Source organism: Streptomyces aurantiaciflavus (assembly GCF_049808595.1).
Taxonomy (GTDB): domain Bacteria; phylum Actinomycetota; class Actinomycetes; order Streptomycetales; family Streptomycetaceae; genus Streptomyces.
This window is the reverse complement of record NZ_JBNCAQ010000032.1, coordinates 42185-56589: the sequence shown is the minus strand read 5'-3', so window position 1 is coordinate 56589 and position 14405 is coordinate 42185. Positions and strand designations below refer to the sequence as shown.

Below are 14405 nucleotides of genomic sequence, written 5' to 3'. Positions count from 1 at the left end.
CGCGTACGGGCAGCGGGGTTACCGCGGCAGCCGTGCCCCGGGCTTCTCCAGGGGGATCTCCCGGTTGTCCGAACCGACCACGGTCCGCCCGCCGAGCGGCTCGTCCAGCTGAACGGTCTGGTGGAACACCTTGGCGATCAGGATGCAGATCTTGTCGGGGTCGGTCGTCGCCGTCACGGTGACTTTCACCTCGTCCTCGCTCTCGACCGCCGTCGCCTTGTAGGCGGAGCACACCCCGCCCGTGAAGCTCACGGTCAGCTCCGTGCCCTCGGCCGTGTACCCGTCGACCTTCACATCACTGGTCCGCGTGCCGGAGGCCGGAGGGTCGGACGGCGTGGCCGCCGCGGGCGGGACCAGGTACTCCGGCTCGACCGCCGGATACGTCACCGTGTAGCCGTCCTCGGCCCCCTCGACCCGGAACAGCCAGGACGGCACGAGCACCTGCCGCCCGCCCGAGGCGTGCGGGGCGAGCCCGAACACCGCGTCCTCGACCGTGAGCGACTGCTTCTTCGGAAGATCCGTCGACCTGCCGCACGGGCTCTCCAGCCGGTCCTCCAGCGGCACCGGGCTCGCACAGCCCCCGATGCCCATCCGGTGGTCCGTCGCCCCCGGCGCCGCGTTCATCCGGTCCAGCGTCTCCTGCGCGCTCAGCACCGGGTACGTGTTCCCCTTCGCCGGCGTCTTCAGCTGCCCGCTCCCGCCGACGACCTCGCCCTGGGAGTTGACGGTGACGCCGGTCGTCCACCCGTAGGTGGGCAGGCCGCCGACCTCGGGGTCGGCGTTCACGACCCGCTGGGCGCCCATGACCTGGCTCGCGTCGATCTTGGCGTCGTCCTGGCCGACCGCCTTCAGGACCGGCGCCGCCGCCTTCTTCGCGGCCGCCTCACTCACCGGGTCGCCGGCCGGGGCCGCCGGATCCTGGACACAGACCTCGGCGCCGCCCTTGCAGGCGTCGGTGCCGGGCGCGTACCGGCTGAACGTCCACAGGCCGGGCGCCTGCTTGTTCACCCGCAGCACCGGGCCCGAGCCGTCCTTGCCGGAGCCGACCTTCCACTCCTGCCCCTCGGTGACCGGCGTCCCGTCGACACCCAGCGCGGCCGCCAGCCGGGCCACCTCGTCCTTCGTGATCTGGCCCTTCGCCCAGTACACGGGCGCGGAGTCGGGGCCGTCCGGAAGGGTGCCGTCGGCCCGGTAGGTCACCCCGTAGGGGTTCGGCTCACCGGGTGCGATGCCGTTCGTGGCGCCGCCGGAGGGGCTGCTGCGGTAGTCGTCGAGGACGAGCGCCGGGGGAGTGCCGTCCTTCGAGGGCGCCCCCACGCCCGAGCCGCCGCCCGAGCCGCCGGTCGTCTGGGCGGCGAGATAGGCGCCCCCGCCGCCCACGAGCAGCACGGCGGCGGCGACGGCGGCTATGAGGACGGGAGAGCGGCGAGGGGAACCGGAGGAGGACTCGTCGTCTTCGGTGGGGGCGGCAGCTGCGGGTTCCTCGGCCTCGGAGGGCTCGGAGGGCTCGGAGGTCACGGGGGTCTCGGAGTCCCCACCGGTCTCGGGGGCCTCGGAAGCCCGGGAAGCCGGGGACCCCGAGGCGGTCGACGACTCGGAGGCGGTCGACACCTCGGAGGCCGTGCCCTTCCCGGCGCTCTTCCCGGCGCTCTTCGCGCTCGCCTCGACGTCGTCCCCGGCGTTGGCCTCGGCGGTTTCCTCGGCCGTGTCCCGCGGAGACGTCTCCTCCGAACGGGACTGCTCCGAACGGGACTGCTCCGAACGGGTCTCCTCCGGCGTACCCCGGTCCTCCGGCCCGCGCGCGGTGTCGTCGTTGTCGGGTCGCTCGGTGTTCACCGCATCGCTCCTTCGGCTGCCCTGCTGTCGTACCTCACATCCCCTCGACGGGGGACAGCGATGGGACGCGGCGGGGGAGCGCACGGTTCCCTGCCGGGCGCTCCCCGCCGAAGAAAAGCCGAAGAAACCCGACGGACGGCGGAAGAAAGAGCGAGACTCAGTTGCCGTAGTCGGGCATCGCCTCCAGCATCCGCGCCGAGGCCGCCGGGACGGTCACCCCGTGGATCAGGGACGGCGGCACGGGACGGGAGGTGATCTTCTCCGGGGCGGTCCAGTGCGGAGCCATCCGGGCGCAGTCCCCACGCAGCGACGCCAGGTCGCCTTCGAGGTCGGCCGGAGCGGGGGCGTGGACCTTGAGGTTCGTCATAGCGGCACCGTACGCAGGGGCGAGGCCGCGAAGAAAGATCTACTATCGGGTAGTTTCGTCTGCTTCAGTGGCCCGGGTCCACCGGGTAGCGTGAACTGTCGATCCGTCCTCCCTTCTCCGGCCACCACCCTTCCAACGAGCGCTCTCGCGCACCCCTTTTGATTCACAGGAGAGTCCACGCCGTGCGCATCGCAGTCACCGGCTCCATCGCGACCGACCACCTCATGACGTTCCCCGGCCGTTTCGCCGACCAGCTCGTCGCGGACCAGCTCCACACGGTCTCGCTGTCCTTCCTGGTCGACAAGCTGGACGTACGGCGCGGAGGGGTCGGCGCGAACATCGCCTTCGGCATGGGCCAGCTCGGCACGAGCCCCGTCCTGGTCGGTGCCGCGGGCGCCGACTTCGACGAGTACCGCGCCTGGCTCGACCGGCACGGTGTGGACACCGAGTCCGTCCGCATCTCCGAGACGCTGCACACCGCCCGCTTCGTGTGCACCACGGACGCCGACCACAACCAGATCGGCTCCTTCTACACCGGCGCGATGAGCGAGGCCCGCCTCATCGAGCTGAAGACCGTCGCCGACCGCGTCGGTGGCCTCGACCTGGTCCTGATCGGCGCGGACGACCCCGAGGCGATGCTCCGCCACACGGAGGAGTGCCGCTCCCGGGGCATCCCCTTCGCCGCCGACTTCTCCCAGCAGATCGCCCGCATGGACGGCGAGGAGATCCGCATCCTGCTGGACGGCGCGACCTACCTCTTCTCGAACGAGTACGAGAAGGGCCTCATCGAGTCCAAGACCGGCTGGAACGACGAGGAGATCCTCGGCAAGGTCGGCCACCGCGTCACCACCCTCGGCTCGCGCGGCGTCCGCATCGAGCGGGCCGGCGAGGACCCCATCGAGGTCGGCTGCCCCGAGGAGGAGCGCAAGGCCGACCCGACCGGCGTCGGCGACGCCTTCCGCGCCGGCTTCCTCTCCGGCCTGGCCTGGGGCGTCTCCCTGGAGCGCGCCGCCCAGATCGGCTGCATGCTGGCGACTCTCGTCATCGAGACCGTGGGCACGCAGGAGTACCAGCTGCGGCGTGGCCACTTCATGGAGCGCTTCGCCACGGCCTACGGCGACGAGGCCGCCGCCGAGGTCCAGAAGCACCTGGGCTGAGCCGGCGCCGTTTCCGAACGGACAGTTCCTAGACGAGCCGGCGGACCACATAGGCCGAGCCCCGGTCCGCCGGCTCCTCACCCACGTACTCCTGCTCCCGCATCGCGCACCACGCGGGGATGTCGAGCCGGGCCGCCTCGTCGTCGGACAGGACGCGGACCGTGCCCCCGACCGGCACGTCCCCGATGACCTTCGCCAGCTCGATGACCGGGATCGGGCAGAGCTTGCCGAGGGAGTCCACGACCAGCTCGTCCTCCCGTACGACAGCCGTGGGCGTGGGCGCCCCCAGCTTCTCCCGCACCCCCGCCACCACCCCCGGCAGCACCTCGAGGAACCGCTCCACGTCCTCCTGAGCCGTCCCCGGCGGCAACGACACCCTCACATTCCCCTCACTCAGCACTCCCATGGCCCTGAGCACATGGCTCGGCGTCAGCGTGCTGCTCGTGCACGACGACCCGGACGAGACCGAGAAACCCTCCCGGTCCAGCTCGTGCAGCAGGGTCTCCCCGTCGACATAGAGACACGAGAACGTGACGATCCCGGGCAGCCGGCGTTCCGGATCCCCGACCACCTCCACGTCCGGCACCAGCCCCGGCACCCGCGCCCGGATCCGTTCCGTCAGCTCCCGCAGCCGTACCGCCTCGGCCGCCGCCTCCGCGCGCACCGCCCGCAGCGAGGCCGCAGCCGCCACGATCGCCGGGATGTTCTCGAACCCGGCCGCCCGCCCCGACTCCCGCTCGTCCACGGGCCCTTGGGGCGCGAACCGCACCCCCTTGCGCACCACCAGCAGCCCCACCCCGGACGGCCCGCCCCACTTGTGCGCACTCGCGGTCAGCAGCGACCAGTCACCCTCGACCCGCCCCCACCCCAGCGACTGCGCGGCATCCACCAGCAGCGGCACCCCCGCCTCCCGGCACACCTCCGCCACCGCCGCCACCGGCTGCTCGGTCCCCACCTCATGGTTGGCGGACTGCAGACAGGCCAGCGCGGTGTCCGCCCGCAGCGCACCCTCGTACGCCTCGACCGTCACCGCCCCCGTCCGCTCCACCGGCACCCGCGTGACGGCCCCGCCGTCCGCCTCCAGCACCTCCGCCGAATGGAGCACCGAGGAATGTTCGACGGATGACACGATCAGGTGGCGACCGACCCGCCGCCGCCCCGCCAACGCCCCCGCCACACCCGCGTGCACGGCCCGCGTCCCGGACGAGGTGAACACCAACTCGTCCCCCCGACACCCGACGGCCTCGGCCGCCGCCTCCCGAGCCGCGTCGAGCAACATCCGCGCCCTGCGCCCTTCCCTGTAGAGACGAGCGGGATCGGCCCAGCCCTCGTCGAGGGAGGCAGACAAGGCCTGACGGGCCACGGGATGAAGGGGAGCGGCGGAAGCAGCGTCGAAGTAGACCACACGGCAACGCTAAGCGCCCTGAAGGGGCGCGGGGAACTGCGCGACCGGCCCTCCACGCGTCCGCAGTCGCGAACGCACCCCGCGCTCCCCCCTCATGAGGCGCAAACCTGGCACACCCACCCCTTCGGGGTGACGGGCGGCGCGTATGCCACCCTCCCCGCGAGCCCCCGAAGGGCGTCGGCTAGGGTTTGGTCCGCATAAACATCCAAACCCCTGCCCGACGCAGGGCGGCGACCGACCAGCGAGAAGGCCGCAGCCAACACGCGCGGGCGAGACTCTCGGGAAGGCGCTACGTGAGTCCCAACGGCTCCGACCGCTCGCCGCGGCGCCCGATGCGGCGGAAGCTGCTGCAGGCAATGACCGCGGGCCTGGTCCTGGCGACCGCCACCGGTTGCACATGGGAGGACTTCCCCCGCCTTGGTATGCCCACCCCCACCACGGAAGAGGCTCCGCGGATCCTCTCCCTGTGGCAGGGATCCTGGGCTGCCGCGCTCGCCGTCGGCGTGCTGGTGTGGGGCCTGATCCTGTGGAGTGCGATCTTCCACCGGCGCAGCCGCACCAAGGTGGAGGTCCCTCCGCAGACGCGGTACAACATGCCGATCGAGGCCCTGTACACGGTGGTCCCGATCATCATCGTCTCGGTCCTCTTCTACTTCACGGCCCGCGACGAGTCGAAGCTGCTCAGCCTCGACAAGAAGCCCGACGTCACGGTCAACGTGGTCGGCTTCCAGTGGAGCTGGTGCTTCAACTACATCGAGAACGTCGACGGTTCCACCGGTGACGCGAAGACCGACGAGAACCTGGCCGCGATCCCGGACCGGTACAAGAAGGACTTCCCGGCCGACGCGGGCGGCGTCTACACCTGCGGCACCCCCGGTGAGCGGAACCCGCAGACCAACAACCCCGGGCCGACCCTCTGGCTTCCCGAGGGCAAGACGGTCCGCTTCGTCCTCACCTCGCGTGACGTCATCCACTCCTTCTGGGTGGTGCCGTTCCTGATGAAGCAGGACGTCATCCCGGGCCACACCAATGCCTTCCAGGTGACCCCCAACAAGGAGGGCACCTTCCTGGGCAAGTGCGCCGAGCTGTGCGGCGTCGACCACTCGCGGATGCTGTTCAACGTGAAGGTCGTCTCTCCCGAGCGCTACGAGCAGCACCTCAAGGACCTCGCCAAGAAGGGGCAGACCGGTTACGTTCCCGCGGGCATCGAGCAGACGAGCCACGAGAAGAACCGGGAGACGAACAACCTGTGAGCATCCTCAACGAACCCCAGGGTGCCGCGGCAGCAGGGTCCCACTATGCGGACGAGCTGCCGGTCCGGCGCCAGCGCCGCGGTGAAGTCGTCGTCAAGTGGCTGACCACCACCGACCACAAGACGATCGGCACGCTCTACCTCGTCACCTCGTTCGCGTTCTTCATCATCGGCGGCGTGATGGCGCTCCTGATGCGCGCCGAGCTGGCCCGCCCGGGCCTGCAGGTCATGTCGAACGAGCAGTTCAACCAGGCGTTCACGATGCACGGCACGATCATGCTGCTGATGTTCGCGACGCCGCTGTTCGCCGGCTTCGCGAACTGGATCATGCCGCTGCAGATCGGCGCGCCCGACGTGGCCTTCCCGCGGCTGAACATGTTCGCCTACTGGCTGTACCTGTTCGGCTCGCTGATCGCCGTCGGCGGCTTCCTCACCCCGCAGGGTGCGGCCGACTTCGGCTGGTTCGCCTACTCCCCGCTGTCGGACGCGGTCCGCAGCCCGGGCATCGGCGCCGACATGTGGATCATGGGTCTGGCCTTCTCCGGCTTCGGCACGATCCTCGGCTCGGTCAACTTCATCACCACGATCATCTGCATGCGCGCACCGGGCATGACCATGTTCCGCATGCCGATCTTCGTGTGGAACGTGCTGCTGACCGGTGTCCTGGTCCTGCTGGCCTTCCCGGTCCTCGCGGCCGCGCTGTTCGCCCTGGAGGCGGACCGCAAGTTCGGCGCCCACGTCTTCGACGCGGCCAACGGCGGCGCGTTGCTGTGGCAACACCTCTTCTGGTTCTTCGGACACCCAGAGGTGTACATCATCGCCCTGCCGTTCTTCGGCATCATCTCCGAGGTCATCCCGGTCTTCTCCCGTAAGCCGATGTTCGGCTACATGGGCCTGATCGCCGCGACGATCTCGATCGCCGGTCTGTCCGTGACGGTGTGGGCGCACCACATGTACGTCACCGGCGGTGTGCTGCTGCCGTTCTTCTCCTTCATGACGTTCCTCATCGCCGTCCCGACCGGCGTGAAGTTCTTCAACTGGATTGGCACGATGTGGAAGGGCAGTCTGTCCTTCGAGACACCGATGCTGTGGGCGACCGGCTTCCTGATCACCTTCACCTTCGGTGGTCTGACCGGTGTCATCCTGGCCTCGCCGCCGATGGACTTCCACGTCTCGGACTCGTACTTCGTGGTGGCGCACTTCCACTACGTCGTCTTCGGCACCGTCGTCTTCGCGATGTTCTCCGGCTTCCACTTCTGGTGGCCGAAGATGACCGGCAAGATGCTCGACGAGCGCCTCGGCAAGATCACCTTCTGGACGCTGTTCATCGGCTTCCACGGCACCTTCCTGGTCCAGCACTGGCTGGGTGCCGAGGGCATGCCGCGCCGGTACGCGGACTACCTGGCCGCCGACGGCTTCACCGCCCTGAACACGATCTCGACGATCAGCTCGTTCGTGCTCGGCCTGTCGATCCTGCCGTTCCTCTACAACGTGTGGAAGACGGCCAAGTACGGCAAGCCGGTCGGCGTCGACGACCCGTGGGGCTACGGCCGCTCCCTGGAGTGGGCGACCTCCTGCCCGCCGCCGCGGCACAACTTCCTCACCCTGCCGCGGATCCGCAGTGAATCCCCGGCGTTCGACCTGCACCACCCCGAGATCGCCGCGCTCGAGCAGCTCGAGCACGCCGGTGCCGGTGCCATCGCGGGCAGCAAGGAGGCCGGCAAGTGAAGATCCAGGGCAAGATGTTCGTCTGGCTGAGCGTCTTCGTCCTCGCCATGGCGGTCGTCTATGGCGTGTGGTCGAAGGAGCCGGCCGGTACCACGGCCCTCTTCCTGGCCTTCGGCCTGTGCATCATGATCGGCTTCTACCTGGGCTTCACCGCCAAGCGGGTCGACACCGGTGCACAGGACAACAAGGAGGCGGACGTCGCGGACGACGCCGGCGAGCTGGGCTTCTTCAGCCCGCACAGCTGGCAGCCGCTCTCCCTGGCCATCGGCGGCGCCTTCGCCTTCCTGGGGGTCGCGGTCGGCTGGTGGCTGCTGTACTTCGCCGCCCCGCTGATCCTCATCGGCATCTGGGGCTGGGTCTTCGAGTACTACCGCGGTGAGAACCGCACCCAGTGACACCCGCTGAACACGGCAGAGCCCGGACACTCCGTCAGGAGGGTCCGGGCTCCTGCTTTTGCCGGAAAGAACGTCACCCGTCCGTGTCTCCCGGCGCGCCGCCGTTGACATGGCTCCCTAGCGTGATCCCCATGAGCCACTCACCCCGCCCCCGCACCGTCGTCGGCTGCACGCTGCTGGTGATCGCCCTGGTCGAGGGCGCAACCGCCTGCGACTCGGACGGCAACCCGCTCGCCTCGCGTCCCTACGACGCGACGGACCAGGTCTCCTTCAACGGCCCCCGCGGCGAGGGCCGCAAAGCAGACCCGGACAAGCCCCTGGAGATCACCGCCCAGAAGTCCGGCGAACGCATCACGGACGTCACCGCCATGGACGCCGCGGGCCGCTACGTGGCCGGCGAACTCTCCGCCGACGGCAGCCGCTGGCACAGCACCGAGCCGCTCGCCGCCAACTCCCGCTACACGGTCCGCGTGAGCACCGAGAACAAGGACGGCGCCCCCGGCCGCCGGGTCCTCACCTTCGACACGGGCACGCCCACCACCAAGCAGCTCCTGACGGTGACGTTCGGCCCCCAGGCGGGCACCTACGGCGTCGGCCAGCCCGTCACCGCGGAACTGAGCCAGCCCATCAAGGACCCCGGCCAGCGCGCCGTCGTGGAACGCGCCCTCAAGGTCGACTCCGAGCCCTCCGTGCAGGGCGCCTGGCACTGGGTGGACGACAAGCAGCTCCACTACCGCCCGAAGGAGTACTGGCCGGCCCACACCGCGATCCGCGTCCACAGCAACCTGAACGGCATCAAGGTCGGCCACCGCCTGTGGGGCGGCGGGGCCAAGGACCTCGAACTCACCATCGGCGACCGCGTCATCGCCCTCACCGACGCCTCGGCCCACTCCCTGACCGTCTTCAAGAACGGCGAGGAGATCAAACGAATACCGGTGACCACCGGCAAGCCCGGCTTCGAGACCCGCAACGGGGTCAAGGTCGTCCTGGGCAAGGAGTACTTCGTACGGATGCGCGGCACCACCGTCGGCATCGCCGAGGGCTCGGCGGAGTCGTACGACCTGCCCGTCTACTACGCCACCCGCGTCACCTGGAGCGGCGAGTACGTCCACGCCGCCCCCTGGTCCGTCGGCTCCCAGGGCTACGCCAACGTCAGCCACGGCTGCACCGGCATGAGCACCGCCAACGCCGCCTGGTTCTTCGCGAACGTCCGCCAGGGCGACGTCGTCCAGGTCGTCAACAGCTACGGCCACACGATGGAGACCTTCGGCAACGGCTTCGGCGACTGGAACATCGACTGGGCGAAGTGGAGCACGGGCAGCGCCCTGACGACCGGCGAGCACAGGCCGGAGCAGGACACGTCCAGGCTCCGGCCCACGGCGACGTGAGAGACCCGGGCGCGCGGACCCGGGGCCCACGCCCGCCTCTTCTCCTCTCAGGCGCTCAGCAGCCGCTTGCGCCGCAGCAACGAAGCCAGCGCCCCCGCGAACTCCACCGGCTCCACGGGGAGCGTCACAGCCGCGTCGGCCCGGCTCCAGGTGGCCAGCCACGCGTCCTGGGGCCGCCCCATCAGCAGCAGCACCGGCGGGCACTGGAACACCTCGTCCTTGATCTGCCGGCACAGCCCCATACCGCCCATGGGCACGGCTTCGCCGTCCAGGACGACGACATCGATGCCGCCCTTGTCCAACTCCCGCAGAACGGCCGGAGGCGTCGCGCACTCGATGAACTCGACCAGGGGCGCGTCCGGAGCGGGCCGGCGGCCGGAGGCCAGCCGCACCTGCTCGCGGGTGGTGACGTCATCGCTGTAGACCAGCACCGTGGCGGTCGCCTGCATGGTTCCTCCGCGTCATTGGGTGTGGAACGTCCGGGTACCGATGAGGCGGATGCTACTCCCCTCAACAGCCTGTCAACACCTGCCGGAACACGCCTTCCGACCGGCTCCGATGGGCCATACGGGGACTACGGACAGTACGAACACTCCGAACGGCACCCCCCGGAGTGAGGGCGGGATAAGCGACCGACATAATGTCGGTCGTGGCGACAGCAACGACAGTAGAAACCGGGCACGCGCACCCGTCGGTCAATCGGCCGAACCTCACCAGCGTCGGAACGATCATCTGGCTGAGTTCCGAGCTGATGTTCTTCGCGGCCCTCTTCGCGATGTACTTCACCCTGCGATCGGTGACGGGTCCCGATCACTGGAAGGAAATGGCCGAGGCCCTGAACTTCCCGTTCTCGGCCACGAACACCACGATCCTGGTGCTCTCCTCCCTCACCTGCCAGCTCGGCGTGTTCGCCGCCGAGCGCGGTGACGTCAAGAAGCTCCGGGGCTGGTTCATCGTCACCTTCATCATGGGTGCGATCTTCATCGGCGGCCAGGTGTACGAGTACACCGAGCTGGTCAAGAAGGACGGGCTCTCGCTCTCCTCCGACCCCTACGGGTCGGTCTTCTACCTGACCACCGGCTTCCACGGCCTGCACGTGACAGGCGGTCTCATCGCCTTCCTGCTGGTCCTCGGGCGCACCTACGCGGCCAGGAGGTTCACCCACGAGCAGGCGACTGCCGCGATCGTCGTGTCCTACTACTGGCACTTCGTCGATGTCGTCTGGATCGGCCTCTTCGCCACGATCTACATGATCAAGTAGCCGGGCCCGATCCCGCACCCATCCCAGAAGCATCGACGCAGAAGATCCTGACACCGGGGTAATCCGTGAAAAAGCTCTCCGCACGACGACGCCATCCGCTGGCGGCGCTCGTCGTCCTACTCCTCGCGCTGGCATGCACCGGGGGGCTGTACGCCGTGTTCGCACCCGCGAGCAAGGCGAAGGCAGATGAAACCGCCCAGTCCCTGGCCATCGAAGAGGGCAAGAAGCTCTACGCCGTAGGCTGCGCCAGCTGCCACGGCACCGGCGGTCAGGGCACCTCCGACGGTCCGAGCCTCGTGGGCGTGGGCTCCGCCGCCGTCGACTTCCAGGTCGGCACCGGCCGTATGCCCGCGGCGACCTCCCAGGGCGCGCAGGTGCCGCGGAAGAAGGTCATCTACACGCAGGCCCAGATCGACCAGCTCGCCGCGTACATCGCCTCGCTCGGCGCCGGCCCGACCGTCCCGACCGAGGCCGAGTACGGTCCGGAGGGCGCGGACATCGCCAAGGGCGGTGAGCTGTTCCGCACCAACTGCGCGCAGTGCCACAACTTCACCGGCAAGGGCGGTGCCCTGACCCGGGGCAAGTACGCTCCGACCCTCGAGGACGTGGACCCGAAGCACATCTACGAGGCCATGCAGACCGGCCCGCAGAACATGCCCTCCTTCCCCGACACCACGCTGTCGGAGCAGAACAAGAAGGACATCATCGCGTACCTGAACGCGGTCAACGGAGATGAGACGGAGAGCCCCGGCGGTCTCGAACTGGGCGGCCTCGGGCCGGTCAGCGAGGGCCTGTTCGGCTGGATCTTCGGTCTCGGCGGACTGATCGCCGTCGCCGTGTGGGTCGCCGCCCGGACCGCAAAGGCCAAGAAGTCATGAGTAGCCAAGACATTCCAGAAGAGAACCTGCCCGCTGAGCAGGACCACGCGCACGGTGCGGTGGGCGTCGCGGACGAGAAGAACCCGTTCGCCGACCCCGGGCTGCCGCCCCACGAGCACCGGATGCAGGACATCGACGAGCGGGCCGCCAAGCGGTCCGAGCGTACGGTCGCCTTCCTGTTCACGGTGTCGATGCTGGCGACCGTCGGCTTCATCGCCTCGTACGTGGCGATCCCGCCGGACAAGTCGGTCTTCATCTTCCCGCTCGGGCACATCAGCGCGCTGAACTTCGCGCTCGGCCTGACGCTGGGTGCGGCCCTGTTCTGCATCGGCGCGGGCGCGGTCCACTGGGCCCGCACCCTGATGTCCGACGTGGAGATCGCCGACGAGCGTCACGCGATCGAGGCGTCGCCCGAGGTCAAGGCCAAGGTCATGGCCGACTTCAAGCAGGGCGCCAAGGAGTCCGCGATCGGTCGGCGCAAGCTGATCCGCACCACGATGTTCGGTGCGCTGGCCCTGTTCCCGCTCTCCGGTGTCGTGCTGCTGCGCGACCTCGGTCCGCTGCCCGAGGACAAGCTGCGCCACACGCTGTGGGCCAAGGGCAAGCTGCTCGTCAACATGAACACCAACGAGCCGCTGCGTCCCTCGGACGTCGCGGTCGGCTCCCTCACCTTCGCCAAGCCGGAGGGCCTGGAGGAGCACGACCACGACTTCCAGAACGAGATCGCCAAGGCCGCCCTGATGATCGTCCGGATCCAGCCGGAGAACATCAAGGACAAGCGCGAGCTCGAGTGGTCGCACGACGGCATCGTGGCGTACTCGAAGATCTGCACCCACGTCGGCTGCCCGATCTCGCTGTACGAGCAGCAGACGCACCACGTGCTGTGCCCCTGCCACCAGTCCACCTTCGACCTGTCCGACGGTGCCCGAGTGATCTTCGGCCCGGCCGGTCACGCCCTGCCGCAGCTGCGCATCGGCGTGAACGACGAGGGCTACCTTGAGGCGCTTGGCGACTTCGAAGAGCCCGTCGGTCCTGCCTTCTGGGAGCGCGGATGAGTAACAACGACGACCGCCGCAAGGCACCCGCGGGCGAGCGGGTCGCCGACTGGGCGGACGGCCGGCTGGGGATCTACTCCCTGGCCAAGGCCAACATGCGCAAGATCTTCCCGGACCACTGGTCCTTCATGCTGGGTGAGATCTGCCTCTACAGCTTCATCATCATCATCCTCACGGGTGTGTACCTGACGCTGTTCTTCCACCCGTCGATGAACGAGGTGGAGTACCACGGCAGCTACGTCCCGCTGCAGGGTCAGCTGATGTCCGAGGCGTTCAACTCCACGATGCACATCTCGTTCGACGTGCGCGGTGGTCTGCTCATCCGGCAGATCCACCACTGGGCGGCGGTCATCTTCCTCGCCGGCATGTTCGTGCACATGATGCGCGTCTTCTTCACCGGCGCCTTCCGCAAGCCGCGTGAGATCAACTGGCTGTTCGGCTTCCTGCTGTTCGTCCTCGGCATGTTCACCGGTTTCACCGGCTACTCGCTCCCGGACGACCTGCTCTCCGGCACCGGTGTCCGCTTCACCCAGGGCGCGATCCTGTCCGTGCCGATCGTCGGCACGTACATCTCGATGTTCCTGTTCGGCGGGGAGTTCCCGGGCGGCGACTTCGTCGCGCGGTTCTACTCGATCCACATCCTGCTGCTGCCGGGCATCATGCTCGGTCTCGTGGTCGGCCACCTGATCCTGGTCTTCTACCACAAGCACACGCAGTTCGCGGGTCCCGGACGGACCAACAAGAACGTCGTCGGCATGCCGCTGCTGCCGGTCTACATGGCCAAGGCCGGAGGCTTCTTCTTCCTGGTCTTCGGCGCCATCGCGGCCCTCGCCGGCATCGCGTCCATCAACCCGATCTGGGCCATGGGCCCCTACCGTCCGGACCAGGTGTCCACCGGCGCCCAGCCCGACTGGTACATGGGCTTCGCCGAGGGTCTGATCCGCGCCATGCCGGGCTGGGAGATCAACTTCTGGGGTCACACGCTCGTCCTGGGCGTGTTCGTCCCGCTGGTGCTCTTCGGTCTGTTCCTCGGTGTGATCGCGCTCTACCCGTTCATCGAGTCCTGGGTGACCGGCGACAAGCGCGAGCACCACATCCTGGACCGGCCGCGCAACGCCCCGACCCGCACGGCCTTCGGCGTCGCCTGGGTCACCGGCTACATGATCATGCTGGTCGGTGGTGGCAACGACATCATCGCCACCCACTTCCATCTGTCGATCAACGCGGTCACCTGGTTCGTCCGCATCGGCTTCTTCGTCGGACCGGTCCTGGCCTTCGTCATCACCAAGCGGATCTGCCTCGGCCTGCAGCGCCGCGACAAGGACAAGGTGCTGCACGGTCGCGAGACCGGCACCATCAAGCGCCTGCCGCACGGTGAGTACATCGAGGTCCACGAGCCGCTCAGCCAGGAGGCGCTGTACACGCTCACCGCGCACGAGCAGTACGCGCCGGCCGAGATCGGCCCGACGGTCGACGAGAACGGCGTCGAGCGCAAGGTGAAGCGTTCGGAGAAGGTCCGCGCCAAGCTGAGCAAGGCGTACTACGGCGAGGAGAGCCAGATCGCCAAGCCGACCGTCGAGGAGTACAAGGAGATCACGAGCGGCCACGGCCACCACTGATCACTGCGTCGCCACGCAACTGACGAAGGGCCCCGTCCGGTGTTCGGACGGGGCCCTTCGCCGT

At 68.8% G+C, this 14405-nt stretch carries 13 protein-coding genes; 9 read left to right on the top strand and 4 right to left on the bottom strand.

Annotated elements, in window-relative coordinates:
- Positions 1-18 precede the first annotated feature (18 nt).
- Both ACPT94_RS31660 and ACPT94_RS31655 read right to left on the bottom strand, forming a co-directional pair.
- Positions 19-1836 (bottom strand): hypothetical protein, encoded by a 1818-nt coding sequence (locus tag ACPT94_RS31660; protein WP_425247390.1) that lies wholly within the window; start codon positions 1834-1836, stop codon positions 19-21.
- Between the two features lie 157 nt (positions 1837-1993).
- On the bottom strand, positions 1994-2203 hold the full coding sequence (locus tag ACPT94_RS31655) for a hypothetical protein (protein ID WP_360338729.1): 210 nt from the start codon (positions 2201-2203) through the stop codon (positions 1994-1996).
- Between the two features lie 182 nt (positions 2204-2385).
- Between ACPT94_RS31655 and ACPT94_RS31650 the strand changes: the two genes are divergently transcribed.
- Positions 2386-3360 carry a carbohydrate kinase family protein gene (locus tag ACPT94_RS31650; RefSeq protein WP_360338726.1) on the top strand — a complete coding sequence of 325 codons (975 nt, stop codon included), beginning with the start codon at positions 2386-2388 and terminating at the stop codon, positions 3358-3360.
- A gap of 28 nt (positions 3361-3388) precedes the next feature.
- Here the strand turns inward: ACPT94_RS31650 and ACPT94_RS31645 are convergent, their stop codons facing one another.
- Positions 3389-4765, bottom strand: a complete 1377-nt coding sequence (locus tag ACPT94_RS31645; RefSeq protein ID WP_360338723.1) for a cysteine desulfurase/sulfurtransferase TusA family protein — start codon at positions 4763-4765, stop codon at positions 3389-3391.
- A 293-nt stretch (positions 4766-5058) separates the two neighbouring features.
- Between ACPT94_RS31645 and ctaC the strand changes: the two genes are divergently transcribed.
- The 4 genes from ctaC to ACPT94_RS31625 all read left to right on the top strand — a co-directional run bounded on the left by ctaC (position 5059) and on the right by ACPT94_RS31625 (position 9528).
- The gene (gene ctaC / locus ACPT94_RS31640; RefSeq protein ID WP_360338721.1) at positions 5059-6018 is read left to right on the top strand and encodes an aa3-type cytochrome oxidase subunit II; all 960 of its coding nucleotides are present in this window, start codon (positions 5059-5061) and stop codon (positions 6016-6018) included.
- On the top strand, positions 6015-7745 hold the full coding sequence (gene ctaD / locus ACPT94_RS31635; RefSeq protein WP_360338719.1) for an aa3-type cytochrome oxidase subunit I: 1731 nt from the start codon (positions 6015-6017) through the stop codon (positions 7743-7745). Before ctaC ends, ctaD begins: the two co-directional genes overlap by 4 nt.
- Positions 7742-8140, top strand: coding sequence for a cytochrome c oxidase subunit 4 (locus ACPT94_RS31630; RefSeq protein WP_360338716.1), 399 nt, complete (start codon positions 7742-7744; stop codon positions 8138-8140). The genes ctaD and ACPT94_RS31630 overlap by 4 nt, the downstream gene beginning before the upstream one ends.
- 131 nt (positions 8141-8271) lie before the next feature.
- Complete coding sequence (locus tag ACPT94_RS31625) at positions 8272-9528, top strand: L,D-transpeptidase (RefSeq protein ID WP_360338713.1); 1257 nt, start codon at positions 8272-8274, stop codon at positions 9526-9528.
- A 47-nt stretch (positions 9529-9575) separates the two neighbouring features.
- On the opposite strand, the gene ACPT94_RS31620 is transcribed toward ACPT94_RS31625, so the two are convergent.
- The gene (locus tag ACPT94_RS31620) at positions 9576-9977 is read right to left on the bottom strand and encodes a response regulator (RefSeq protein ID WP_425247389.1); all 402 of its coding nucleotides are present in this window, start codon (positions 9975-9977) and stop codon (positions 9576-9578) included.
- Between the two features lie 191 nt (positions 9978-10168).
- Here ACPT94_RS31620 and ctaE point away from each other — a divergent pair, with 191 nt between their 5' ends.
- From ctaE to qcrB, 4 genes are all read left to right on the top strand, one after another.
- The gene (gene ctaE / locus ACPT94_RS31615) at positions 10169-10789 is read left to right on the top strand and encodes an aa3-type cytochrome oxidase subunit III (RefSeq protein WP_360338707.1); all 621 of its coding nucleotides are present in this window, start codon (positions 10169-10171) and stop codon (positions 10787-10789) included.
- A gap of 65 nt (positions 10790-10854) precedes the next feature.
- Positions 10855-11667, top strand: a complete 813-nt coding sequence (gene qcrC / locus ACPT94_RS31610) for a cytochrome bc1 complex diheme cytochrome c subunit (protein ID WP_360338704.1) — start codon at positions 10855-10857, stop codon at positions 11665-11667.
- On the top strand, positions 11664-12722 hold the full coding sequence (qcrA, locus tag ACPT94_RS31605) for a cytochrome bc1 complex Rieske iron-sulfur subunit (RefSeq protein ID WP_360338701.1): 1059 nt from the start codon (positions 11664-11666) through the stop codon (positions 12720-12722). The genes qcrC and qcrA overlap by 4 nt, the downstream gene beginning before the upstream one ends.
- Positions 12719-14341: a cytochrome bc1 complex cytochrome b subunit gene (gene qcrB / locus ACPT94_RS31600; protein WP_360338698.1), complete on the top strand. Its 1623-nt coding sequence runs from the start codon at positions 12719-12721 to the stop codon at positions 14339-14341. The genes qcrA and qcrB overlap by 4 nt, the downstream gene beginning before the upstream one ends.
- Positions 14342-14405 lie beyond the last annotated feature (64 nt).

Coding starts and splice junctions, on each gene's coding strand:
- ACPT94_RS31655 (WP_360338729.1), bottom strand. CDS start 2,203: ATGACGAACCTCAAGGTCCACGCCCCCGCTCCGGCCGACCTCGAAGGC.
- ACPT94_RS31625 (WP_360338713.1), top strand. CDS start 8,272: ATGAGCCACTCACCCCGCCCCCGCACCGTCGTCGGCTGCACGCTGCTG.
- ACPT94_RS31620 (WP_425247389.1), bottom strand. CDS start 9,977: ATGCAGGCGACCGCCACGGTGCTGGTCTACAGCGATGACGTCACCACC.
- ctaE (WP_360338707.1), top strand. CDS start 10,169: ATGTCGGTCGTGGCGACAGCAACGACAGTAGAAACCGGGCACGCGCAC.
- qcrA (WP_360338701.1), top strand. CDS start 11,664: ATGAGTAGCCAAGACATTCCAGAAGAGAACCTGCCCGCTGAGCAGGAC.
- qcrB (WP_360338698.1), top strand. CDS start 12,719: ATGAGTAACAACGACGACCGCCGCAAGGCACCCGCGGGCGAGCGGGTC.